The organism is Metabacillus sp. 84 (assembly GCF_050107715.1).
GTDB lineage: Bacteria > Bacillota > Bacilli > Bacillales > Bacillaceae > Metabacillus_B.
The window spans coordinates 545,164-568,307 of sequence record NZ_JBNILN010000001.1 but is presented as its reverse complement, the minus strand read 5'-3'; the positions used below and the strand labels follow the sequence as shown (position 1 = coordinate 568,307).

Here is a 23,144-nt window from a genome sequence, read left to right as displayed (position 1 = left end):
ACCCTTGTGTTATTTTTTTGAAACCAATAATTCAAAAGTTGTAGGGAAAAAGAGGTGGATTTACTTGATTGATCTTCACAGTCATATTCTCCCGGGGATTGATGATGGGGCGCAAACGCTCACAGACACCATTGAGATGGCAAAAGCAGCGGTGAACGAGGGGATCACACAGATCATCGCAACCCCCCATCATCAAAACGGGAAATATATCAATATAAAGTCAGACATCCTAGTAAGAACAGAAGCAGCGAACAAAGCGCTGACCGAAGCAAACATTCCGCTCACCATTCTTCCTGGCCAGGAAACCCGTATTTACGGTGACATTCTGGAGGATCTGCAGAAAGAGGAGATCCTTGCCTTAAACGACTCGAACTATCTCTTTATCGAAATGCCAACAGGTCATGTACCAAGATACGCAGAAAAGCTACTATTCGACATCCAAATGGCCGGACTCACTCCAATCATCGTCCATCCCGAACGAAATAGCGAAATCATGCAAAACCCGGATATTCTTTACAACCTTGTCAAAAAAGGTGCCTTAACCCAAGTCACCGCAGGCAGCATCGCCGGCGGCTTCGGCAAAAAAATCAAAAAGCTGTCACTGGACCTAATCGAAGCCCAGCAGGCGCACTTCATCGCATCAGATGCCCATAACACCAGCTCAAGAGGATTTTATATGACAGACGCCTATTCCGAAATCAGCAAAGAATTCGGCCGGCAGGCAACCTACTATTTTAAGGAAAACGCCGAGCTGCTCATCGGTAATCAAACCGTGTACAAGCAAAACCCGGAACGGATCAAAAAGAAAAAGTTTCTAGGAATCTTTTAAACAATCATCAAAAGGTGATGCCTCCTAACCTCTATCAACGGAGACACTCGGCCGCACTGTGGGTGCAAACCTTAGACGCTTGTCGTCAGTAGTGCGGTGTGAGGGTGGGTTGAATGCCCAACTTTATTTAAATTGTTTGCTCGCCCGGATCAGCAATGGTCAAGGGGAGCAAACCATTTAAATCATAAAAATAAAGAGAAAAAACACAATTTGAAAGAGGGATTAACTTTGAAAAAAGTAAGAAAAGCCATCATTCCAGCGGCAGGACTTGGAACCCGGTTTTTACCGGCAACAAAAGCGATGCCAAAGGAAATGCTTCCAATCGTAGATAAACCGACCATCCAATACATCGTCGAAGAAGCCGTAGCATCCGGTATAGAAGACATCATCATCGTCACAGGGAAAGGAAAGCGCGCGATCGAAGATCATTTCGACTATGCTCCTGAGCTTGAGGAAAATCTTAGCTCAAAAGGGAAAACGGAGCTTCTGGACAAGGTCCGCTACTCTTCAGAGCTCGCCAACATCACCTACATCCGCCAAAAAGAGCCAAAAGGACTTGGCCATGCCGTATGGTGCGCAAGAAACTTCATCGGCAATGAACCATTCGCCGTCCTGCTTGGAGATGACATTGTCCAATCCGACACCCCATGCCTTCGCCAATTGATTAATCAATACGAAGAAACCGAGTCCTCCATCATCGGAGTGCAGCAGGTAGAGCACAGCGAAACACACCGCTACGGAATCGTCGACCCGCTTACAATAGAAGGAAAACGATGCGCCGTAAACAACTTTGTAGAAAAACCAGCACCGGGAACAGCCCCATCGAACCTTGCCATCATGGGCCGTTACGTATTTACTCCGGAAATCTTTGAGCTGCTAGGCAAACACGAAATTGGAGCAGGCGGAGAAATTCAGCTAACCGATGCGATCCAGCAGTTAAATCATTTGCAAAATGTGTATGCATATCAGTTTGAGGGTGAGCGGTTTGATGTGGGGGAAGTGCTGGGGTTTGTGAAAACGACTTTGGAGTTTGCTCTGCAGCATGAAGACCTTAAAACAGACTTGGTTGAACTCATGCAAGAACTGGTTGAACAGGAAACTCAAAAACTATCAAATTAAGGAAGTGGCGCGGAAATGTCAGAATGGGCAAAGGGAAGTACGGCACAATCTTCGCATCAGGAGTCAACCGTTGATTTTGGAAAAAAAACGACTACATACAATCTGGTAAAGCGCTTTATGGACGTAACAGGAGCACTTCTCGGAATAATACTTTTAAGTCTTTTATTTATTGTTGTAGCGTTAATAATTAAGCTGGAAGATCCGAAAGGGCCGATTTTCTTTACTCAGAAAAGAGTAGGTAAAAGTGGTCAAGAATTTAATATGTATAAATTCCGATCAATGGTTAGTGATGCAGAAGATAAGTTAAAAGAACTTCTTGTTTTCAATGAAGTATCTGGTGCAATGTTTAAAATGAAAAATGATCCAAGGGTTACAAAGGTTGGAAAATTTATTAGAAAAACAAGTATTGATGAACTTCCTCAATTGTTTAATGTATTAAAAGGTGATATGTCACTGGTTGGCCCAAGACCTCCGCTCCCACGTGAAGTACTTGACTATCATGAGTATCACATGAAAAGATTAAATGTAATTCCAGGATGTACTGGACTTTGGCAAGTTAGCGGTAGAAGTAACTTATCATTTGAAGAGATGATAGAACTAGATCTTAAATATATTGCAGAATGTAATATATTAATGGATTTAAAGATTATGTTTAAAACATTTAAAGTTTTATTAGGTTCAAAGGACGCTTTCTAAGTATATTCGAGGAGGGTACCTCCCCCCTCAAAAACATCATATTTTAAAATAGAGGAGAATTATATGAGTAAGAAGTACAAAGTACTTGTTTTCGCTTATTTTGAAGAAAATCTGGGAGATGATCTGTTTTTAAAAGTATTGTTTGACAGATACCCTGACGCAGAGTGGTATATGTTGGAATCCGTTGCTGGAAAGAATAGCAGTTTGGTTAATGAATATAACCTTAAATTCATATCAAAAAGAGAATTTATAAAAACGTTTTATAAATTTGATGCCATGATTAATATAGGTGGTTCGATTTTCATACAGACTAGAAGATGGTACGGACTTTTTCTTAAAAGACTTTTCTTTACAATTCCTTTGAAATTAGCAAGTAAGAAAGTTTTTATCATAGGAGCAAATTTTGGTCCTTTTAATAGTGATTTATTTAAAATTGCCTACAATATATATTTCAAGTTAATTAATGACATATGCTTTAGAGATGAAAAAAGTTTTAAATTATTCTCTAAAAATAAAAAAGTCCGATTAGCTCCGGATATTATTTATGGATATAAATCCGAGAGGGAAATACCGAAAAAGAAAAATAGTGTAGGTATATCTATAATGGATTTAGAAAATAGAAAAGAGCTTAAAGAATTTGATCAAGCTTATATTAACAAGATGATACTACTCATTGAAAAATTAATCGAAAATAAAAATGAAGTATTTCTCTTCTCTTTTTGTGAAAAAGAAGGAGATTTAAACGCTATAGGAAAAATAGTTAATTCTTTTAAAGAAGATTTCAAAAAAAATATTAAAGTAGTCAATTATTCTGGAAATATTGATGTTTTCTTAGAACAGTTTTCCAGTATTGAGTACATAATATCCCTAAGATTCCATTCCTTTATACTATCACAAGTTTACAAACAACCTGTGTTCCCAATAGTATATAGTGAAAAAACACTCAACGCTCTTATGGATATTCAATTAGATAATAAGTTCATTGAATTAAGAGATATAGAAAACTTAGAGATAAGTGGAATAATTAATAGCATTAGTGATAATTTCATTGACATTACAGAAATATCCGCCTCATCCGAAAACCATTTTTCGGAAGTTGATAAGCTGTTAGGTAAATAGTGATGCAAAATAATATAAGTTTTCAATTTATAATTACAATGCTATTAACATTGTTAATCCAGGTCATAATGTTAATGCAGAGTGCTATTGCAGCTTCTCACTTTGGTATTAGCGGTGAAATGGACGCTTATAACATTGCCTACAATATTACCACCTTTATTTTTAGTTTCTTTGCGGCAGCTATTACTACGATAATTATACCTAGTTTAGTCAAGGGGTATTATAGAAGTGTAAATACCTTCATCACTGTTTTAATCATTATATTATTGATATGTTTAGGCTCACTTTTAACTTTTAGAAACAGTATTGTTTCCCTAATAGGTGGTCAAGAACTTTATCACATTAATCTTGCTTCAGATCTATTAATAATTTTATTAATAGGTGGGTTTTTTAGGGCATTAACAGGTTTTACTAATGCGATTTATCAAGTTAATAATAAATATATATTCCCAAAATTCTCTCAGCTTACATCTGTAACTATTGCTATAATAATTATTGTATTTTCAAACAATCTAACAATATTTTACTTCACTGCAGCTATTTCACTAGGATTTATTATGGATTTTATATTTCAGTGTTTTATGATTAAAAAATCTATATACACCTATATTCCAAACTTTAGAATTAATGATAAAGAATTCAGAAAAATGTTTAAAAGTATATTGCCAATTTTTATAAGTACTGCATTCTTTCAAATCTCAATTCTAATAGATACAATTTTAGCGAGTAGATTAGGAGAAGGTAATGTTTCAATTCTAAGCTATAGTAATCAGATTGTTGCAATGGTTAATTCACTTGTGTTAGTTAATCTTATTGCTTTTATGTATCCTCAAATGGCAAAGCTTATGAAAAAAGATAAGGTCATATCACAATCAAACTTACAAAAGAATGTTTTATTAAGCACTTTAATAATGCTTTACATAGTATTGGTATATATATTATTAGGAAGACAAGCAATAACTATTTTTTTTGAGAGAGGATCATTTAATAGTAATGCAACAGATACCGTATATTTCCTTTCTGTTCTGTATTTTTTATCATTGCCTTTTTCTGCAGTAAGAGATTTAATTTACCGATATTTTTATGGAGATAATGACACAGTAACTCCGCTTAAAAACAGTCTATTAGTTACTTTAGTTAAAATATTCTTTAGTATTGTGTTATGTGCAGTTATGGGCATTAAAGGCATAGTGTTTGGAACTATAATTGCAAGTGTTGCTTCTGTAGTAATGATCACTCATAGGTTTAATAAAAAATATACATTAACATTTAATTTGAAATATACTTTAATTGAAGTGTTAAAAATATCTATAAGTGGACTATTTGCTCTCACCATCTCTATGGGGTTAGATTACTTTATTACTGATATGAACCTATTTTTAAAAGTTTTTGTCTTATTATTAATCTCAACATTATTATATGGGGGATTTTGTTATATTTTTCGCGTGAATATATTTAAGGAGAGTATATCGAATTTATTAAATCTGGAGGGAAAATGAAAAAAATTTACAAGAAACTAAAATTGAAATGGTTAAATAAAAAAGTTGAAATTTGCTCCGGTTTTAGTTGTGCTTACCCCGACCACATCCATTTTAAAGGATATGCCTATATAGGTCCAAATGCGAAATTTTGGGGAGAAGGTAAAGTAATAATAGAAAATAACGTCATTATAGGACCAAACATAACTATAATGACATCGAATCATGATTATAATGGTGATTTTTTACCATATGACTCTAGTAATATTTTAGGGGATGTAATTATCGAAGAGAATGTATGGATAGGTGCCAATGTAAATGTTGTTCCTGGAATTACAATTGGAGAAGGTGCTGTAATTGCTATGGGTTCAGTAGTTACGAGGGATGTTCCCAAGTATTCAATCATAGGCGGTAATCCGGCTAAACCTATTAAAACACGAGATGTCGATAAGTATAAAGAATTAAAAAATAAAAATTTGTTATATCTAGAAAAAAAATTTTCAAGGGGTTAAATAGTATTTTGATTACAAAAAAAAACCACTCATCGAAACTTGAGTATATATTTTTACTATTTTGGATACTAATATTTCTGCCCAAACCACTTCAATTGTTGCTAATTTGTATCACGTTAATTTTTATTGTAAACAAAAAAAGTTTTAAAATGGATTTTTTAACGTCAATATTTTTAAGTTATATTACAATTTACTCTTTTTCAATTATTTATAACTTACTTGTAAATAATCACGAATCTTCAAGAGTATTAGCTACATTTAACAATATATCTCTATGGATTGTAGCTTTGCTCTTTTATCTGATTTACAAGAACAATAAGATAAATATCCAAATTTTACACAAAATTATATTTGTAAATTATATTATTTTAATATTTTTTTATATTGTATGTTTGTTTATGTATCATGTATTGAATATGTCAAATTTTTCAATATTAGGCCAGTCTTTATTTAACCTTACATGGTTCGATAACACAATTAAAATGAGATTTACCGGTTTTTTTGATTATTCAAATTTAGTAATTATGTACTATTTTTTGTTCTATCCAATATTTCTAAAGGTATGCTTTAATCTAAAAAATATAATTCTTAAAGTAGTCCTTTTAGTTTTAAGTTTTAGTGTAGTCATCTCTACACTATCACGAAGTGGGTATATAATCTTAATACTAGCTTTTTTAATTTCAATATGTGTAATTTATATGAATAAGAACAATAAAATTCTTGTGTTTGCATTATCTTTTATTGGTCTTACAATAGTAATTATTATTCTTGTCTATACAAATATGACAAATCTAATTTTAAGTGAAATTAAAGAACTTATAGGATCTAGAGAAGGAAGTACTGAAACTAGATCATTAATACTTAATGATAGTATAAATATTGTCTTAAATGATTCTCTGTTAATTGGTATGGGAGTCAAAGATTCCTCTCCATATGATCAACTACCTTATGGCTCGCATTCAACTTTTGTTGGTTTTTTCTATAAGGCTGGCTTAATGGGATTAATTCTTGGAACCCTTTTGATACTATGGAACAATTTAAAGTTACTTTTCGTTACTTTTGAAAGACCCTTGATAATTAAGGTAACTAGTGTATTTTATCTTTTGATGACAGCAATGTTATTTGTAGAAGATATTGATGGTAGCAATTGGCTGCTAATATTCTATTTTACTCTGGCTGGAATCTATTTAAATAATGAAAATTGGAGAAGTGAAACATGAAAGTATGCTTTGCAACCTCAAGTGGTGGACATCTGACTCACTTGCTTATGCTAGAAGATTGGTACAAAGATTACGAGAGAATTTGGGTCACTTTTGATAAAGAAGATGCAAGATCTTCGTTGAAAAATGAAAAAAAATATTGGTGCTATCATCCAACTAACAGAAATATATTAAATCTCATTAAAAATACTTTATTAGCGTTTAAAGTGTTGTTAAAAGAGAAACCTGATGTGATTGTATCGACTGGTGCAGGTGTTGCTGTTCCATTTTTCTATTTAGCGAAATTTTCAAAATGTAAAACAGTATATATAGAGGTTTATGATAGGATTAGTAGTCCTACTTTAACTGGAAAAATGGTATATAGTGTGACAGATCTCTTTATAGTTCAATGGGAGTCACAAAAAGAATTCTATAAGAAAGCCCAAGTTCTTGGGCCAATAGTATAGGGTGGATATGTATGATTTTTGTAACTGTAGGAACACATGAACAGCAATTTGATAGATTAGTAAAAAGTGTAGATGATTATGTTGGAATTAATAATATTAATAAAACGGATGTGTTTATTCAAACAGGTTATACAAACTATAAACCAAAGAACACATTATATGAAGATATGTTGTCCTATGAAAGAATGAATCAGCTCTATATGGACTCAGATATTATTATTACTCACGGGGGTCCAGGCAGTATGTTCCTCCCTTGGAAATATGGGAAAAAAGTGATTGCCGTACCGCGTCTTGCTAAATTTGGTGAGCACGTTGATAATCACCAACTAGATTTTTGTAGAATTATGGAACAAGAAGAGAAGGTTATATGTGTAGAAGACATTAACAATTTAAATGGCATACTAAATAATGTAATCTATTCAAATGATAAAGAAGATGAGATAGAGCGATATGTTCCAAAAACTAATGAGTTTATAAGGAAATTCAGCATAGAAATTAATAATATAATGTAGGTGTGCTATATGAAACTAGATTTGAGCATTATAATTCCGGTTTTCAATCTTGAAGACTTTCTACATGAGTGTTTAGAAACATTAATTAATCAAAAACCAACCTCCGTTAGCTATGAAGTTATCTGTGTTAATGACGGAAGTACTGATTCGTCGAAACATATTTTAGATAACTTTGCTCAAAAGTACCCCAAATTGATTAAAGTTTTTCACAAGAATAATAGTGGGGTTTCAAGCGCTAGAAATTATGGACTTAAAAACTCTTCTGGAAAGTATGTTACATTTGTAGATGGAGATGATTGGGTTAGTGAAAACTTTGTAAATGCTTTAACTGAATCTATTGATACTGATTCTGATATAGCAATTTTTAATACAGTACATTCTTTTAATGAAAAAGAGATCATTGTTGATGAAAAGATAGATAGATTGCTTTTCAATACAGAAAATCATGCCTGCGGTAAAACCTTTAAGAGAGAATTAATCGAAAAGTATAATTTAAGGTTTCCTGAAGATGTTAAAATTGGTGAGGATCTATCTTTTACATTCTCATACCTTCTTGTTATTAAAAAATATATGAAAATTAATGAACCACTATACTTTTATAGGCGAGAAAGAGTTGGTTCTGCTATGAGTAATAGAACCAATAAAAGCTATTTAGATATATTTAAGGCGTGCAATTATGTTTTGGATTTTTCTAGAGAAAACAATTTATTTTTATTATTTTGTGATGAAATTGAATATGTATTAATTAAAAATATAATTGTAAGAACTTTTCCTAAAATAGTTTTAAAAGAGTTTCCTAATTATTTTATTTTAAAAAAATACATTCGCTTGCAGTTTAATTATATGGAGAAAAATTTTCCTAACTGGGAAAAAAACAAATATTATCAATTAGATGTTGAGAAATATTTTATTGGAAAGTTAGGTAAAAGATACCGATTGATAATTAGAGGGCTTAGTAAAGGTAAATTATATTATATTATTCTAATAATGAATCACATAATTTTAACGAAAATACTACAAAGTGGAAATAGTGAAAAGATACAATCTTAATAATCGGCGGAGCAGGCTACATCGGCAGTCATGTAGTCAAAGAACTCTTGAATATAAACACGAAGTGATCGTTCACCGTTGGGCCATTGACGAGAGAGCTACTTTTGTAGAAGGTGATTTGGGAAATGTCAGAGGCTTGAAGTTTCTTTTCTCAACATATTCTATTGAAGCAGTCATGCACTTTGCCTTGTTGGAGAATCAGTCATAAACCCAATGAAGTATTATATGAATAATGTCTCCTCAACACTGACTCTATTAAGTACTATGCTCGAATTTGGGATAAATAAGTTTATTTTCTCGTCTACTGCAGCTACTTATGGTATACCAAAGGTAGAGATGATTGCAGAAGAAACAGTTATGAACCCAATCAATCCTTATGGACAATCAAAGCTTATGGTTGAACGTATCTTATCTGACTAAGCTGTTGCACAAAAATTAAAATATGTTGTTTTACGATATTTTAATGTTGCTGGAGCATACAAAAATGGAGAAATTGGGGAAGAGCATGATCCCGAAACGCATGTGATCCCTATTCTTGCAGCTTTTGCTTGGACAGCGAGAAAATATATCGGTTTTCGGTTCAGATTACGATACGAATGATGGTACTTGCATCCGTGATTATATCCATGTTATTGACCTTGCAAATGCACACATTTTAGCCTTGGAAGCACTTCTAGATGGAACTAAAGATACCGCTACTTATAACTTAGGAAACGGTCTTGGTTATTCAGTAAAAGAAGTGATAGATATGTGTGAAAAGGTAACAAATAAAAAAGCGAATGCGTTGTTGAGTGAACGCCGTGCAGGAGATCCCGACCGGTTAGTAGCTACTTCTGACAAAATTTATAATGAATTGGGTTGGAAGGCTGAATACTCGCTGGAGGACATTATTTTAACGCCTTGGAATTGGCACAAAAAAAGAACTTTAGCAAAACAATAAGGTAAAGCAGTCGTGATTTATAATTAATGACTGCTTTTTGTTCCGCTATCGCACTAATAAGAAGTTAATTCATATTAGTAGAGCCAAAACTTAATTTTTCTATTAAGGTAATTGATCAGAATTTGCTTTTTGATAAAGTGCCTTTAGAGCTTTTTTGACTGCGTTTCTTCCACTCTTATGATCTAATTTTTCAACCAAATAATCTTGAAAGGCGGATCTTCTTGGTATATGGTAACAGTTGCATACCATTGGCTTTTTATTGAGGTTGTCACTATTTCCATTTCAACTCCGTGATCATTAATAATCCTTAATACTTTTCTTGTATTGTAATTCTGTTGCTTGTGCTTATCCCTCCGATTCATTCTGATATTCTCCACGTGTTTTAATGCATTGACTCCCATTAGCACACTACTTTTTGATGATTTGTGGGCAACAAAAAACTGAGGTTTAGTTGAACGAATCCTTAATTTTGGTGAAAAAAATCCTTATTAAACCAGAATTTTTATATAACAGCATCATCCTACTCTATCCCTCTTTATTTTTTCACTCGGCTCTTTCCGCGTCCAATCATACTTCCTAGGAACTTTAGCCACTTTAATAAGAGCGAAGAAAATACCAATGACCAAGAAAACAGCAGGCACCCCGCCCAAATTAGAAAGCATTCTAATTCCATCGATTTTAGGAAAACTGAATATCACCCAAGCGACCGAGCTAATGGTGATACCCCAAAAGACCTTGATGAATACACCTGGTTCTGGGCTTTCAGGTGTAATTCCCTTGGAACTTATTCCTCCCATTGCGTCCAGTGTAGAATCTGCTGAGGTTACGAAAGATATGTAGACAATAAACAGGTAAAGCGGGGCAGGGTTTCCAGTTTGATTGGGATCTGCGATGGTTTTTGGCATGGGTAGAAAACTCTCCGCTCTATGGAAAAAGTGCCCTCGCCAAAGCAGCTGACTATGCACTTAATCGAATCGACGGGCTAAAAGAATTCTTGAATGACGGCCGAATTGAGATCGATAACAATCCAGCTGAAAATGCCATCCGCCCAAGTGTCATTGGCCGTAAAAACTGGCTGTTCTCCGTCAGCGAAGCGGCGCTCAAGCAAATGCCATCTTTCTAAGCCTCGCAGAAACAGCAAAAGCGAACGGGCTGGATTTTTGTCAATATAAAATCACTGACCGATTTGCCTAATTTGGACTTCCGTCAAAAGCCAAAACTTTTACACCGCTATCTGCCATGGTCCAAGCACATTCATGAAGCATGCGGAAAAATAAAATAGCCGTAGATTTGATATAACAATCATTATCTATGGCTATTTGTCGTTCGCGCTGAAAGGGGCGCTTTATTTTGTATAATTCGGGCTTACCTTTGTAGACGTCAAGTTGATTTTTACACTTTTTGCTCATTTCCTTTTTACACTTTTGCTGAAAAGATGCTTCTCCGATTTTTCATTCGATGACTTTCTTCATCTTCTCTCCCATGAATGACTTCTACACGATGAAGTAATCGATCCAAAATGGCCGTTGTTATGCCTTGGTCCCCAATTAAATTTCCCCATTCATCCGGACTCTTATTTGAGGTTAAAACGATGGAACTTCCTTCGTATAAATGGTTGATCAAATGAAAGAATAAGTTCGCTTCTCTCTGATCCATCGCCATATACATCAAATCATCAATAATGACCAGGTCCGCACCTCTGAGTCTCTTAAGCTGTACCTTTGACTTGTTCAGGTATTCTTCTGTCTTTAAGAGCTGGATAAGTTCCCCCATTGTGACAAAGTAAACATGAAATCCTCTTTGAACCGCTTCAAGCCCCAATCCAATGGCAATATACGTTTTCCCAATCCCTGGTGGGCCTAGAAGGATTAAGTTGTACTGCTGCTCCAGCCAGCTCAATTCTCTAAGTTGGCTCAACTGACGGGCAGTCAAAACATTTTGTCCTTCCAATTCGAACTCATCTAATGATTTCACAAAAGGGAAGCAAGCCCATTTCATTCTTTTCTGTAGACTTTTGGCTTCTCGTTTAACCAATTCATAACGCGTGATGGACTCTAGAAACTCCAGGTAAGTCCATGATGCTTTTTCAGCTTCGCGAAGATGCTGTGGCAGCTCCTCCGCGGTTTCTGCTAAACGTAACTGACGGAATTGATTCTGCAGTTCATTCACTGTTTTATTCATCATGCGCGCCCTTCCAAAATAGAAGTATAGGTATTTAGGGAGCGGGCAGAGGCCTTAATACTGAAATGTCTAGTTGAATGGGTATGTAGGGACTTGATTTCCTCCACCGGCTCATGACTGGATGAATGATGGTGATGGGCCATATCACGGAAATTATTGGCACTAAACAGTCTTTCAGCCATGCACTTGGTCATAACCGCATCCATATTGGCTGGATACTTTTGAATCACCTCATTTATGATGGCGAACTGATCCCGCCGATACCTAGGGTATCGTTTACTGATTTCATCTAGATAGACGGCTGCTTGCCTCTGATCAGTAAAAGAGGAGATGAACCGTTGTTTTAATTCTTCGATTCCTTTAGAGCGATCACGTGTATGACTGCGATTTTGAATCAGCTTTCCTTTCTCTAAGCTAATCTCATGCTCCGCCAAAATTTCCCCTTCCACTTCTTCTCGAATGATAAGTGTTTGGGATTCTCCAGCTTTAACTTCAATGAAAACAAGGTTTTCAGGATGGGCTTGATAGGTCCCAAGCGGGACGGAATAACGATTTGACTTATAACGTATCGTGTTGTCCTTACTTACACTTCTTGTTATACTTTGGTTATGGGTGCTTTCATATGAAAGCATTGAAGAGACTGGCTGTAAGTGTTGCTTTTCGAGGAGAAACACTTCTGCTGGTCTTTTTTTCGTTGTTTGATGAACCTGATGGTTCCCGGTCCGTTGGAGCCATTGTAAAGCGCGCTGATTCCAGTCCTCTATGTCGCTGAACACTCGACTGTCCGCGAAATTGCTTTTTATGTACTTCACCACGTTTTCAATCATGCCCTTTGATTCCGGGTCAGCTCTTCTGCATAGATGAACCTTAAACTTGCGTTCACTCACATACCTTTGAAATTCAGCGGTTAAAAGTAGCTGTCCTGCATTTTCACTGACCGCAATTAAGTGATCCTGATCATAGACCATCTCTTCCGTGCGTCCTCCATAAAATTGAAAGGCATGCTTATGGCACCGGATGGCATCTCTTGTCGTGAAAGGACGGGTCTGCCATTCCATATATTTTTGTCTGGAGTGAGCCATCACAAACGCAATGAAGTGAAGCTTAATCTCTTTGTGGTCACTCGTCTTCTGCTTGGTTTCCCCCCAATCAACCTGGAGTTGTTTACCCATTGGCCGTTCAGGAACAGCTTCATACTGACGAACAGTCACTTTCTTTTCAATCTGATAGATCTCCCTGATTTCTCTTACATAAGATCGTACCGTACTTCCCACGACTGCCAAATCAGGATATCTCTTAAGCAGCCAATCATGAAATTGTGCGCTACTCAAATGAGGATACTCTTCTAACCAGGCGAGGATCCAGTCTTTGTAGTCATCTAATTTTTTCTTTTTTCCATGTGGCTGAACTGAATAGGCCCTTGCTTCCTCAAATGTCATTTCTAGATATTTATAAACTGTTGGCCTAGAGATCTTAAGCTCCATGGCAATTTGTGCTACTTTAAATTTCCGTTTATGCAATTCCTGAATCTTTACATACAACACTAACTTATCCTCCAAAATCCTATCCTCCAGTAAAATAACGTCTCATACTATTTTACTAGATTATTAGGTTAATAAAGCAAAAGTGTAAAATCTAATTAAGCAAAAACTGTTAACTTTATTCTAGCGTTTACAACCTTCTAACTAACGAAATTGTGACCGCTTTTTTTGTCTTCCTTAGCATAAACCTGAATTTCCCTAAATAGTGCAGAAAGAACCTCTGAAGAAGTCTCGGATGCACTGAAAGCTTCCCGTATCAAAGTCGTCATCAATCGAACGAAAGCTGGTACTGTAACAGTTTCAGCCTTGGCCAAAGGTGATGTTGTTAAAGTCTATACCGCAAGCTCCAAAGGGTCACTTCTTGGATCCAAGACCTCCAATGGATCCTCCGCTGTTGTTTCCATTAAGCAGTTAGGAAAGTACGGGAAGCACGGGGACGGTTCTCGCGCTCCCTTCTCGATACATTTTTTTTCCTCAGCATTAACCTGAATCTCCCTGAATAATGCAGATAGAACGTCCCAGGTGAAGGTCACCAATACAATAGGGGAATCAGATCGGGTGTCTGTCACCGGTCTTGTATAAGGAGATATTGTAAAAGTCTACAATGCCTCCTCCAAAGGAACGCTGCTTGGACAAATCGCTTCGCCAGGCACTTCAGCATCCAACTCCATTAAACAGCTTGAGGAAATGGCTGGAAAGATTTACGTAACCATAACGAAGCCGGGACAACTGGAGAGTTCGAGGACTGCAGTGTCTTATAAAGGTGAATAAGATAACAAGCCTGCTTACTTGAGTGGGCTTGTTTTTTTTCCCTCTCTATCCCTCTAACCTTTCACAATGTGGGTCCATTTCATCACGCACCCCTTCCAAATATCAGGTACACCTTCCTATTTTCACAATCTTTCAAAACAGAAGTGTGACTTTCTGCCAATAGGGAAATATGGTAAATAATGATAAAATTTTAGGTGGATTATAGGGGATTTTGACTTTTGCTAGAGTAACGGTTTCATAGAATGAGGCAGGAGGCTGTTTAGGATGTCGAAAACAATTAAATTGGATCATGCTCAAGTGATGAGCCAGCTGGAGGAGATCGAGAAGGCGCTAGATTCAGTGGCGATTGCGGCCCCTTCGGATTCAGCTGTGGGGGATAATAAGCTTTCGTATACGGATGCCTGGTTTGAGAATGAGAAAGCGATCCATGAGCAGCTTGAGCTGTATGTGAAGGCGGTCCGTCAGAACATTGCGGATACGAAGTCCAATGTGACGTCCCTGAAGGAGCAGGACGAAGCCATTACGAGCAAGTAACGGGAGAAAGGCAGCGTGAGGGATGGAAAAAATATATGATGCTGACAAGTTGACTTCAGCCATGGAAGAAAGAAAGAAGCTCTACAGCGATCTGGATGAAAAGCTTTCGGAGCTGAAGGGCAAAATGGGAATGCTCGCGGACAATGGGGAATTCCAGGGGAAGGGCGCGGACAACATCAAAAGCTTTTTCCAGGCGCATATGGCGCTCGTCTCCGACTGGAAAAACCTGATTGAATTCCTGACAAGTTTTCTGGAAAGCATTCCTAAACATATGTCCGACTACACCATTGGAGAGGGAACGAGGGTGACCGTTCCATTTCTCGAGGAGCAGCTGGAGAGCGGATCGAAGAAGAGTAAAGATCTGGTCGCGGCCCAGCAGGAAGACATCGCCAAAATTTTGGAAGGCATCCAGGACCTCGTGCCCCTGACCGCCTTTTCAACCGAGACCTTTGATGAGAAGATGAAGAAGGCGGATGAGAAAAGGGCAGAAACGGTGGAAGCGGTCAACACACTGGATGATCAAGTGATGACTCCGGCCTATTTAGACGGTGTTACCAAAGCCATGATGACCATTCAAAAAGGATACGGCGCCATCATCGAAGCGACGGTTCAGGGCGGAACGGCCCAGCCGATGAACTTCAGCGTGGAAGCCTACAAAAAGCATGACGTCCATGATGCGCGGGAAAGAATGGATGAATACATCAACGCCTTCCAGTACCGGGAGAAAAAAGCGGACGAGGTCCGCGCAGAGATTGCCGCCGAAAAAGCCCGGATCGCCGAGGAGCAGGCCCGGATCGAAGCCGAGAAAAACAAACCATGGTACGAAAAAGCATGGGAAGGCACAAAGGTGTTCGCCGGAGAAGTCAGCGGCTACAACGATACGGTACGCGCCACAACCGGGGTCGATCCCGTAACCGGCCGCAAGCTCTCCGAGGCTGAGCGCGTAGCCGCAGGCGCCATGGCAGCTGCCGGCTTCATCCCTGTTGTCGGATGGGCAGGCCGCGCCATCAAAGGCGGAGCCGCCATCGTCAAAACCGCCAAAACCATGAACGCCGCCACCCACTCCCTGGACGCCTACAAAACCACCAAAGGCATGGAAATCCTCAGCAAAACCGAAAAAGGCATCTACGGCCTCTACACCGGCAACAGCGCCTGGGAATTCGGCACCGGAACCGACATGTTCGGCAACCAGCTCACGGAGGAACAACGCATGAACGCACTCTGGGGCGGGTTGACAATGGGGGCTGCAGGGGGAGCGGCACACATAATTGATAAAGGCGGGCTGAGAAAATTAGCGGATAAGGCGCCTTATAGTACGGCGTACGTAAAAGACTACGTCGCAAAAGCACAGAACAACATGAAACAAATCGGAAAACAAGTTGGCACGAAAGCCCACCAATTTATCAAAGAAACCCCAGGCGCAGCTAAGCGGGCCCTCGCAGCAACGGGCAGGGAACTGGCAAAAGTAGATGTTCCAGTGGTAGTCAAGAGAGAGGTCGTTACTACAACTGGGGAATTCGTCAAAACTCTAGGCATGGAGAGTCGGAAGCTTGGGGGTTTTTCAAAGGGGAGTAGTAATAGAGGTACAGTTGATAAGATCCCTGTAAACTTAGTATCAAACAGAAAAAAAGCTTTAAATAAAGCCAAAGATGTAGCAGGCATTCCACGATCGCAGCAACCGGTAAGACAATGGGTAGTTGGAGAAAACATTACAAAAAAAGGATATGAATCTAAGAACTATGAGTATAACTCGAATAAAACCCACCATGGCCGTTACTATGAGTTTGATACACCATTAGGGAAGAGAGTTATTGTTGAGCATATCAAGGATGGTATTCTACACACGCATGCGGGGAAACCAAAAGAAGGTGCTGATCCAATGACATATGATTTTAAGAAAGAAAGATATTCAAATATTTATGGAGATAATGGAGATCATCACATCTACTACAAAAATTAAAGGGGAAGTATTATGGTATCTCAAAACATAAAGAAAAAAATAGCTATTCTTAACGCTAAGAATGAGATGAACAAATTTTCATTCTTGGAATTTTTTGAATATGAAATGGATGGTTCAGTTTGGGTAAGTCAGTTTGAAAAAACGTTAAAAAAATTTCGAAGTATTGACTCGACTCCACTATTAAATAAAGAGTATGGGGATTCACAAAGTAATAATCTTAAATGGATAGTGGATTCGTTAGGTTACTTTAAAGATAAACAAGAATTATTAATTTTAGTTCCAAACATCTTAGAACCAATTTGGGTTAACGTTAAAGTAATTAGTTTTGAAAAAAGTATCGAGGAACTCTTGACAATTTCTCAAACAAATGAATTTACAATTGGGGATAAAAGCACTGGGCGCATTGCTCAACTATTCTGTGAAGAAGAGGGCTATGAAATTCATACTGAGGTTAGTTATGTTGATGTAGAGAACTATTAATAAGAACGAACCTAAAATACTGAGTTCTATTTACCATTCAAAAAGAGGTTTGACGCAAAGCACTTGCTAGTCTGCAAAAGACAACGAGTGCTTTTTTGCTTATATTATTTTAGTCTCGAGGAGCAGCTGGATAGCGGATCGAAGAAGAGTAAAGATCTGGTCGCGGCCCAGCAGGAAGACATCGCCAAGATTTTAGAAGGCATCCAGGACCTCGTGCCCCTGACCGCCTTTTCAACCGAAACCTTTGATGAGAAGATGAAGAAGGCGGATGAGAAGAGGGCGGAAACGGTGGAAGCGGTCAACACGCTGGATGATCAAGTGATGGCTCCGGCCTATTTAGACGGTGTTACCAAAGCCATGATGACCATTCAAATCGGATACGGCGCCATCATTGAAGCGACGGTTCAGGGCGGAACGGCCCAGCCGATGAACTTCAGCGTGGAAGCCTACAAAAAGCATGATGTCCATGATGCGCGGGAACGAATGGACGAATACATCAACGCCTTCCAGTACCGGGAGAAAAAAGCGGACGAGGTCCGCGCAGAGATCGCCGCCGAAAAAGCCCGGATCGCCGAGGAGCAGGCCCGGATCGAAGCCGAGAAAAACAAACCATGGTATGAAAAAGCATGGGAAGGCACGAAGGTATTTGCCGGAGAAGTCAGCGGCTACAACGATACCGTACGCGCCACAACCGGGGTCGATCCCGTAACCGGCCGCAAGCTCTCCGAGGCCGAGCGCGTAGCCGCCGGCGCCATGGCAGCCGCCGGCTTCATCCCTGTTGTCGGATGGGCAGGCCGAGCCATCAAAGGCGGAGCCGCCATCGTCAAAACCGCCAAAACCATGAACGCCGCCACCCACTCCCTGGACGCCTACAAAACCACCAAAGGCATGGAAATCCTCAGCAAAACCGAAAAAGGCATCTACGGCCTCTACACCGGCAACAGCGCCTGGGAATTCGGCACCGGAACCGACATGTTCGGCAACAAGCTGACGGAAGAACAACGCATGAACGCACTCTGGGGCGGGTTGACCATGGGGGCTGCAGGGGGAGCGGCACACTTTATAGATAAAGGCGGGCTGAGGAAATTAGCGGATAAGGCGCCTTATAGTACGGCTTATGCAAAAGACTACGTCGCAAAAGCACAGAACAACATGATACAAATCGGAAAACAAGTTGGCACAAAAGCCCACCAATTGATCAAAGAAACCCCAGGGGCAGCTAAGCGGGCTCTTGCAGCAACGGGCAGGGAATTGGCTAAGGTAGATATCCCTGCTGTCGTGGTAAGAGAAGTTGTTACGACGAATGGAGACAAGGTTAAAACTCTGGGCATGGAGAGTAGGAAGCTTGGGGATGTTGTTGGTGGTGGAACGGGTGCTAAGGGTATAGATAATGCTTCTGTAACCAACAAAAGTAATTTATATAGGGGTGATAGTTTACTTCACTCTCCAACTAGACCAAATGGAATTGGTAAACCCCATATATCGAGTTCAGGTGATTTAGTTCCAGCCAGTAAGGATGGTTTATATAAAGGGCGACAAGTGACTGTTACAGAGCATATACTTGGAGGTTATAGAAAAGGTGCTAAATCTAATAGCCCTTATACTAGTTTTACAAATAATAAAAATGTGATCGGAAATTATGGAGAAAATTCAATTGAACTAGATATATCAGCCTTAAGGAAAGATATACAGTCTGGAAAGGTAAAAGATGTTGTTATACTTTCTCCAAAACAAATTAAAAAGTTAATTGAAAGAGATGTTATTTCTTCTGATTTTTGGAAGAATAGAGCAATTAACTGGACTAAAAGGGATAATGAGTATTTGATTAAAGGGGAAGTTCCTAGCCAATATATTAAGGTTTCGTCTAAGGAGTGAGAATTTTGAAACTATACTTTCTAAACGAGTTTTTAGGAGATATACGCAATATTAATGTTGATGGTATGTGGATTAATGCTGAGATTACTCCTTCAAAAAATATAGACAAATTCAACGATTTTTTTCTAGCGATTGTCGATGAGGAAAATGATTTTGAAGAAACTAATTATAACGAAGAATGGCTAGATGATAGCAATTGGTATATTATGGATGATGAAAATAGGAGAAAGGGTATATACATACCTGCAGTTTATCCTGATAGGGAAATTAACTGGAGGTGGAGATGATTTATAGATAGACAGTATTGATTATATCTATAGATTATAAAAAACCTTGAGTGGCAATGAACTGTACCCCGAATAATGGCCACCTTGAAAAAAGGCCTTATATTCGGGGTTTTTGTATGTTCAGATACTACAACTGGGGACGCAAATTCTGCTTTTAAAGTATTTAAGCAAAGGGAGGAAAAGAACTCCATTAGGAGAAGCACCGGGACGGTTCTCGTGCTTCTTTTTCCATTTTATAAAATAAATTTGTTTGTGAGGGCTCTTATGTGCAAGCCAATTATTGACTGACGGTACTGGAACTGACGAGTTTGTGCCCAATTTATTACCTCTTCAGCATTAACTTGAATCCTCTTGAATATTGCAGAGGTAATGAGCCACCTGATCCGGATAAGAAAGCCATCAAATGCGGGTTAATGAGCCACTTGATGGTTGTTGCTATATTTGGTTGGCTTATGATGCGCGGGAACGAATGGATGAATACATCAACGCCTTCCAGTACCGGGAGAAAAAAGCGGACGAGGTCCGCGCAGAAATTGCCGCCGAAAAAGCCCGGATCGCCGAGGAGCAGGCCCGGATCGAAGCCGAGAAAAACAAACCGTGGTACGAAAAGGCGTGGGAAGGCACGAAGGTGTTCGCCGGAGAAGTCAGCAGCTACAACGATACCGTACGCGCCACAACCGGGGTCGATCCCGTAACCGGCCGCAAGCTCTCCGAGGCCGAGCGCGTAGCCGCCGGCGCCATGGCAGCCGCCGGCTTCATCCCTGTTGTCGGCTGGGCCGGCCGCGCCATAAAAGGCGGAGCCGCCATCGTCAAAACCGCCAAAACCATGAACGCCGCCACCCACTCCCTGGACGCCTACAAAACCACCAAAGGCATGGAAATCCTCAGCAAAACCGAAAAAGGCATCTACGGCCTCTACACCGGCAACAGCGCCTGGGAATTCGGCACCGGCACCGACATGTTCGGCAACCAGCTGACGGAAGAACAACGCATGAACGCACTCTGGGGCGGGTTGACCATGGGGGCTGCAGGGGGAGCGGCACACATTATTGATAAAGGCGGGCTGAGGAAATTAGCGGATAAGGCGCCTTATAGTACGGCGTACGCAAAAGACTACGTCGCAAAAGCACAGAACAACATGAAACAAATCGGAAAACAAGTTGGCACGAAAGCTCACCAATTTATCAAAGAAACCCCAGGCGCAGATAAGCGGGCTCTTGCAGCAACGGGCAGGGAACTGGCTAAGGTAGATATCCCAGCTGTCGTGGTAAGAGAAGTTGTTACGACGAATGGAGACAAGGTTAAAACTCTGGGCATGGAGAGTAGGAAGCTTGGGGATGTTGTTGGTGGTGGGACGGGTGCTAAGGGTACGGGTAATGCTTCTAACAAGATAAACTTTGGTGAGCAATATACTAAGGTTAATCGAAAGAAAGCATTGAAACCAAATATAGAATATAAAACTAAAGAAGGTTACCATTATAAAACGGATAGTGAAGGAAGAATATCAAATGTAGAAGCGACGTTACAACTCGGAAAAGCAGACCGTAATAATTATGCACAAAGGACAGTTGGTAGAGAAGATAGGTTACCTAATGATGATGGGGGTCATTTGATAGCTAACATTTTCAGAGGTTCAGGGGAAATTGACAATTTAGTACCAATGAATGCTACGCTTAATAGGAAAGAATACAAAGCCTTGGAAACTTCTTGGAAAAAGGCTTTAGAAGCAGGGAAAGAAGTAATAGTTAAAGTGAAGCCAATTTACGTGGGGAACTCTTCTAGACCAAATGAGTTTAAAATTAGCTATACAATAGATGGTAAAAAATACTCAGATAGATTAACTAATTATTCAGGAGGTAAATGAGATGGAAACTAAGGTAACGGAACAAATATATCAGCAAATTGCAAATACACTAATAAATATAGTACCTGAAGAATGGGAAAGAATTTACTTATATGCTGAATTTAGAGAAGGTTATAAAAAGGTGTTTTTTTACTATTACACTCAATCTAGAGAAAAACCAGTATATTGCCTTGACATAACAGATTTATTTAATATAACCGAAGATGACTATGATGAATTGGAAAATGAACTATATACTTGTTTTACGAAATTGTGGGAAGAATTTAAGATACAAGAGCAGGACCAGTGGACGAATTTAACATTTATTTTAGATAGCACAGGTAAAATGAAAATTAACTATGGATATGAGGACATTTCTGAAATCAGCTCTATCGAGAAACAAAATATGTGGGAAGCTGAATACTTAGCGTAATCAACAGAAGGCTAATATACTTTTATATTACTTACTAACAAGCACTTGCATGTCAAATAGACAACAAGTGCTTTTTTGTTAGAAGTTTATGACTTGGGAAACAAAAAATAATTATATGAAATTCTTAGCTCATAAAGGTAGTACCATCATGTTTTGTGAGAAGTACGATAAATAGGCGAGATGACATTTGAAGTGGCAGGAATTCTTATGATACTACAAAACCTACAAACTAAAGACAATGACAAAGCTCATAATGCTAAAGGTGATTTTAATTCAATGTTAGAAGACGCACTAAAAATAAGGTTAGAGTAGAAGTTAATGAAGCTTAAGAAAATAAAAAACTTCAAGTATTAATAGTAGCAGAACTATAGAGAAAGACAAATCAAATGATGTCAAGTGTAGTGGTAAGAAGCTCTAAAGGGGTGTAGTATCCCTTTTAGGGCTTTTTTTAGTTAAAGCAGAAAAGATGAATGCGGTGAGTGCAAAGAGAAATCTCAGCCGCTGCATTCCTCGTTTGATTGGCTCACGGGATCATCAGAGGAAATCCTCTTTACTTGCAAAAGCACAGAACAACATGAAAACAGGTTGGCACGAAAGACCACCAATTTATGAAAGAAACCCCAGGCGCAGCTAAGCGAGCCCTTGCTGCAACGGGCAAGTAATTGTCTAAGGCAGATATCCCTGCTGTCGTGGTAAGAGAAGTTGTTACGACGAATGGAGACAAGGTTAAAACTCTGGGCATGGAGAGTAGGAAGCTTGGGGATGTTGTTGGTGGTGGAACGGTTAAGGAAGGTGCGCGTAATACTACTAAGGAAGTTAGAGAAGTTGACTTTGGAAAGCATATAATAAGAGGACAAAATGGCAAAAAAGAATTACTTCCAAATACAAAGTATATAACGAATGATAGGTATAAATATACAACAGATAAAATTGGAAGGATTGTTGGTGTAGAAGCTCCTGAACTTGTTTTGAAAAAAGCTGATAGAAATAAATATGCACAAGCAAATGTAGGAGGAAATGATAGATTGCCAGAGGATGATGGCGGACATTTAATAGGAGCACAATTTAATGGTTCTGGAGATATAGATAATCTTGTACCTCAAAATAGTCAGATTAATAGGAGGGGTGGGGTATGGTACGAAATGGAGACTGAGTGGGCCGATGCATTGAAAGAGGTACCGCCTAAGAAAGTCTCTGTTAGTATTGAACCGATCTATTCTAATAATTCAATGCGACCGGATTCCTTTATCATCGAATATGAAATTGATGGCCAATTTCCAGTGATTCGTGAGATTGCAAATAAATCAGGAGGCTGATA

21 protein-coding genes and 2 pseudogenes are annotated in these 23,144 nt (G+C 38.8%); 20 read left to right on the top strand and 3 right to left on the bottom strand.

What is annotated here, in order from left to right; translation table 11 throughout:
- The first annotated feature begins 64 nt into the window (after nucleotides 1-64).
- The 11 genes and pseudogenes from ACQCV8_RS02815 (at nucleotide 65) to galE (ending at nucleotide 9,921) form a co-directional block, all read left to right on the top strand.
- Nucleotides 65-829, top strand: coding sequence for a tyrosine-protein phosphatase (locus ACQCV8_RS02815; protein WP_426843018.1), 765 nt, complete (start codon nucleotides 65-67; stop codon nucleotides 827-829).
- A gap of 228 nt (nucleotides 830-1,057) precedes the next feature.
- Nucleotides 1,058-1,948, top strand: coding sequence for a UTP--glucose-1-phosphate uridylyltransferase GalU (gene galU, locus ACQCV8_RS02810; RefSeq protein WP_426843017.1), 891 nt, complete (start codon nucleotides 1,058-1,060; stop codon nucleotides 1,946-1,948).
- A 15-nt stretch (nucleotides 1,949-1,963) separates the two neighbouring features.
- The gene (locus ACQCV8_RS02805; RefSeq protein WP_426843016.1) at nucleotides 1,964-2,644 is read left to right on the top strand and encodes a sugar transferase; all 681 of its coding nucleotides are present in this window, start codon (nucleotides 1,964-1,966) and stop codon (nucleotides 2,642-2,644) included.
- Nucleotides 2,645-2,707: 63 nt separating this feature from the next.
- On the top strand, nucleotides 2,708-3,763 hold the full coding sequence (locus tag ACQCV8_RS02800) for a polysaccharide pyruvyl transferase family protein (protein WP_426843015.1): 1,056 nt from the start codon (nucleotides 2,708-2,710) through the stop codon (nucleotides 3,761-3,763).
- A 74-nt stretch (nucleotides 3,764-3,837) separates the two neighbouring features.
- A complete protein-coding gene (gene murJ, locus ACQCV8_RS02795; RefSeq protein WP_426843014.1) occupies nucleotides 3,838-5,262 on the top strand; it encodes a murein biosynthesis integral membrane protein MurJ in 1,425 nt (474 codons plus the stop codon).
- Nucleotides 5,259-5,753 (top strand): acyltransferase, encoded by a 495-nt coding sequence (locus ACQCV8_RS02790; RefSeq protein ID WP_426843013.1) that lies wholly within the window; start codon nucleotides 5,259-5,261, stop codon nucleotides 5,751-5,753. Before murJ ends, ACQCV8_RS02790 begins: the two co-directional genes overlap by 4 nt.
- Nucleotides 5,754-5,902: 149 nt before the next feature.
- Complete coding sequence (locus ACQCV8_RS02785) at nucleotides 5,903-6,973, top strand: O-antigen polymerase (protein ID WP_426843012.1); 1,071 nt, start codon at nucleotides 5,903-5,905, stop codon at nucleotides 6,971-6,973.
- Nucleotides 6,970-7,419, top strand: a complete 450-nt coding sequence (gene pssD / locus ACQCV8_RS02780) for a PssD/Cps14F family polysaccharide biosynthesis glycosyltransferase (RefSeq protein WP_426843011.1) — start codon at nucleotides 6,970-6,972, stop codon at nucleotides 7,417-7,419. The genes ACQCV8_RS02785 and pssD overlap by 4 nt, the downstream gene beginning before the upstream one ends.
- A gap of 11 nt (nucleotides 7,420-7,430) precedes the next feature.
- Nucleotides 7,431-7,931: a PssE/Cps14G family polysaccharide biosynthesis glycosyltransferase gene (gene pssE, locus ACQCV8_RS02775; protein WP_426843010.1), complete on the top strand. Its 501-nt coding sequence runs from the start codon at nucleotides 7,431-7,433 to the stop codon at nucleotides 7,929-7,931.
- Nucleotides 7,932-7,940: 9 nt separating this feature from the next.
- The gene (locus tag ACQCV8_RS02770) at nucleotides 7,941-8,981 is read left to right on the top strand and encodes a glycosyltransferase family 2 protein (protein WP_426843008.1); all 1,041 of its coding nucleotides are present in this window, start codon (nucleotides 7,941-7,943) and stop codon (nucleotides 8,979-8,981) included.
- Nucleotides 8,975-9,921, top strand: a pseudogene (galE, locus tag ACQCV8_RS02765) (UDP-glucose 4-epimerase GalE). The gene ACQCV8_RS02770 and the pseudogene galE overlap by 7 nt, the downstream one beginning before the upstream one ends.
- A 515-nt stretch (nucleotides 9,922-10,436) precedes the next feature.
- Here galE and ACQCV8_RS02760 read toward each other — a convergent pair.
- Complete coding sequence (locus tag ACQCV8_RS02760; protein WP_426843007.1) at nucleotides 10,437-10,826, bottom strand: BCCT family transporter; 390 nt, start codon at nucleotides 10,824-10,826, stop codon at nucleotides 10,437-10,439.
- Between ACQCV8_RS02760 and ACQCV8_RS02755 the strand changes: the two are divergent.
- A pseudogene (locus tag ACQCV8_RS02755) lies at nucleotides 10,817-11,203 on the top strand (IS66 family transposase); the annotation flags it as partial. The gene ACQCV8_RS02760 and the pseudogene ACQCV8_RS02755 sit on opposite strands and share 10 nt — an antisense overlap.
- A gap of 134 nt (nucleotides 11,204-11,337) precedes the next feature.
- On the opposite strand, the gene istB reads toward ACQCV8_RS02755, so the two are convergent.
- A complete protein-coding gene (istB, locus tag ACQCV8_RS02750) occupies nucleotides 11,338-12,102 on the bottom strand; it encodes an IS21-like element helper ATPase IstB (protein WP_426843361.1) in 765 nt (254 codons plus the stop codon).
- Nucleotides 12,102-13,646 carry an IS21 family transposase gene (gene istA, locus ACQCV8_RS02745; protein WP_426843359.1) on the bottom strand — a complete coding sequence of 515 codons (1,545 nt, stop codon included), beginning with the start codon at nucleotides 13,644-13,646 and terminating at the stop codon, nucleotides 12,102-12,104. Before istA ends, istB begins: the two co-directional genes overlap by 1 nt.
- Before the next feature lie 1,032 nt (nucleotides 13,647-14,678).
- On the opposite strand from istA, the gene ACQCV8_RS02740 reads away from it, so the two are divergent.
- From ACQCV8_RS02740 to ACQCV8_RS02705, 8 genes are all read left to right on the top strand, one after another.
- Nucleotides 14,679-14,948, top strand: coding sequence for a DUF5344 family protein (locus tag ACQCV8_RS02740; RefSeq protein WP_426843006.1), 270 nt, complete (start codon nucleotides 14,679-14,681; stop codon nucleotides 14,946-14,948).
- Nucleotides 14,949-14,970: 22 nt separating this feature from the next.
- A complete protein-coding gene (locus tag ACQCV8_RS02735) occupies nucleotides 14,971-16,908 on the top strand; it encodes a T7SS effector LXG polymorphic toxin (RefSeq protein WP_426843005.1) in 1,938 nt (645 codons plus the stop codon).
- 12 nt (nucleotides 16,909-16,920) lie between these two features.
- Nucleotides 16,921-17,388 (top strand): hypothetical protein, encoded by a 468-nt coding sequence (locus ACQCV8_RS02730; RefSeq protein ID WP_426843004.1) that lies wholly within the window; start codon nucleotides 16,921-16,923, stop codon nucleotides 17,386-17,388.
- Nucleotides 17,389-17,475: 87 nt separating this feature from the next.
- Nucleotides 17,476-19,263 carry a pre-toxin TG domain-containing protein gene (locus ACQCV8_RS02725; RefSeq protein ID WP_426843003.1) on the top strand — a complete coding sequence of 596 codons (1,788 nt, stop codon included), beginning with the start codon at nucleotides 17,476-17,478 and terminating at the stop codon, nucleotides 19,261-19,263.
- Between the two features lie 5 nt (nucleotides 19,264-19,268).
- Entirely contained in the window at nucleotides 19,269-19,550 is a 282-nt protein-coding gene (locus tag ACQCV8_RS02720) for a hypothetical protein (protein ID WP_426843002.1), read from the top strand.
- A 469-nt stretch (nucleotides 19,551-20,019) separates the two neighbouring features.
- Nucleotides 20,020-21,414: a DNA/RNA non-specific endonuclease gene (locus ACQCV8_RS02715; RefSeq protein ID WP_426843001.1), complete on the top strand. Its 1,395-nt coding sequence runs from the start codon at nucleotides 20,020-20,022 to the stop codon at nucleotides 21,412-21,414.
- Nucleotide 21,415: 1 nt separating this feature from the next.
- Nucleotides 21,416-21,826 carry an immunity protein YezG family protein gene (locus ACQCV8_RS02710; protein WP_426843000.1) on the top strand — a complete coding sequence of 137 codons (411 nt, stop codon included), beginning with the start codon at nucleotides 21,416-21,418 and terminating at the stop codon, nucleotides 21,824-21,826.
- A gap of 662 nt (nucleotides 21,827-22,488) precedes the next feature.
- Nucleotides 22,489-23,142: a DNA/RNA non-specific endonuclease gene (locus ACQCV8_RS02705; RefSeq protein ID WP_426842999.1), complete on the top strand. Its 654-nt coding sequence runs from the start codon at nucleotides 22,489-22,491 to the stop codon at nucleotides 23,140-23,142.
- The last annotated feature ends 2 nt before the right edge of the window (nucleotides 23,143-23,144 follow it).

Excerpts from the sequence above, each read along its gene's own strand:
- ACQCV8_RS02805 (WP_426843016.1), top strand. The coding sequence starts at position 1,964 with ATGTCAGAATGGGCAAAGGGAAGTACGGCACAATCTTCGCATCAGGAG.
- ACQCV8_RS02800 (WP_426843015.1), top strand. The coding sequence starts at position 2,708 with ATGAGTAAGAAGTACAAAGTACTTGTTTTCGCTTATTTTGAAGAAAAT.
- murJ (WP_426843014.1), top strand. The coding sequence starts at position 3,838 with ATGCAGAGTGCTATTGCAGCTTCTCACTTTGGTATTAGCGGTGAAATG.
- ACQCV8_RS02790 (WP_426843013.1), top strand. The coding sequence starts at position 5,259 with ATGAAAAAAATTTACAAGAAACTAAAATTGAAATGGTTAAATAAAAAA.
- ACQCV8_RS02785 (WP_426843012.1), top strand. The coding sequence starts at position 5,903 with ATGGATTTTTTAACGTCAATATTTTTAAGTTATATTACAATTTACTCT.
- pssD (WP_426843011.1), top strand. The coding sequence starts at position 6,970 with ATGAAAGTATGCTTTGCAACCTCAAGTGGTGGACATCTGACTCACTTG.
- pssE (WP_426843010.1), top strand. The coding sequence starts at position 7,431 with ATGATTTTTGTAACTGTAGGAACACATGAACAGCAATTTGATAGATTA.
- ACQCV8_RS02770 (WP_426843008.1), top strand. The coding sequence starts at position 7,941 with ATGAAACTAGATTTGAGCATTATAATTCCGGTTTTCAATCTTGAAGAC.
- ACQCV8_RS02760 (WP_426843007.1), bottom strand. The coding sequence starts at position 10,826 with ATGCCAAAAACCATCGCAGATCCCAATCAAACTGGAAACCCTGCCCCG.
- istB (WP_426843361.1), bottom strand. The coding sequence starts at position 12,102 with ATGAATAAAACAGTGAATGAACTGCAGAATCAATTCCGTCAGTTACGT.
- ACQCV8_RS02740 (WP_426843006.1), top strand. The coding sequence starts at position 14,679 with ATGTCGAAAACAATTAAATTGGATCATGCTCAAGTGATGAGCCAGCTG.
- ACQCV8_RS02735 (WP_426843005.1), top strand. The coding sequence starts at position 14,971 with ATGGAAAAAATATATGATGCTGACAAGTTGACTTCAGCCATGGAAGAA.
- ACQCV8_RS02730 (WP_426843004.1), top strand. The coding sequence starts at position 16,921 with ATGGTATCTCAAAACATAAAGAAAAAAATAGCTATTCTTAACGCTAAG.
- ACQCV8_RS02715 (WP_426843001.1), top strand. The coding sequence starts at position 20,020 with ATGGATGAATACATCAACGCCTTCCAGTACCGGGAGAAAAAAGCGGAC.
- ACQCV8_RS02710 (WP_426843000.1), top strand. The coding sequence starts at position 21,416 with ATGGAAACTAAGGTAACGGAACAAATATATCAGCAAATTGCAAATACA.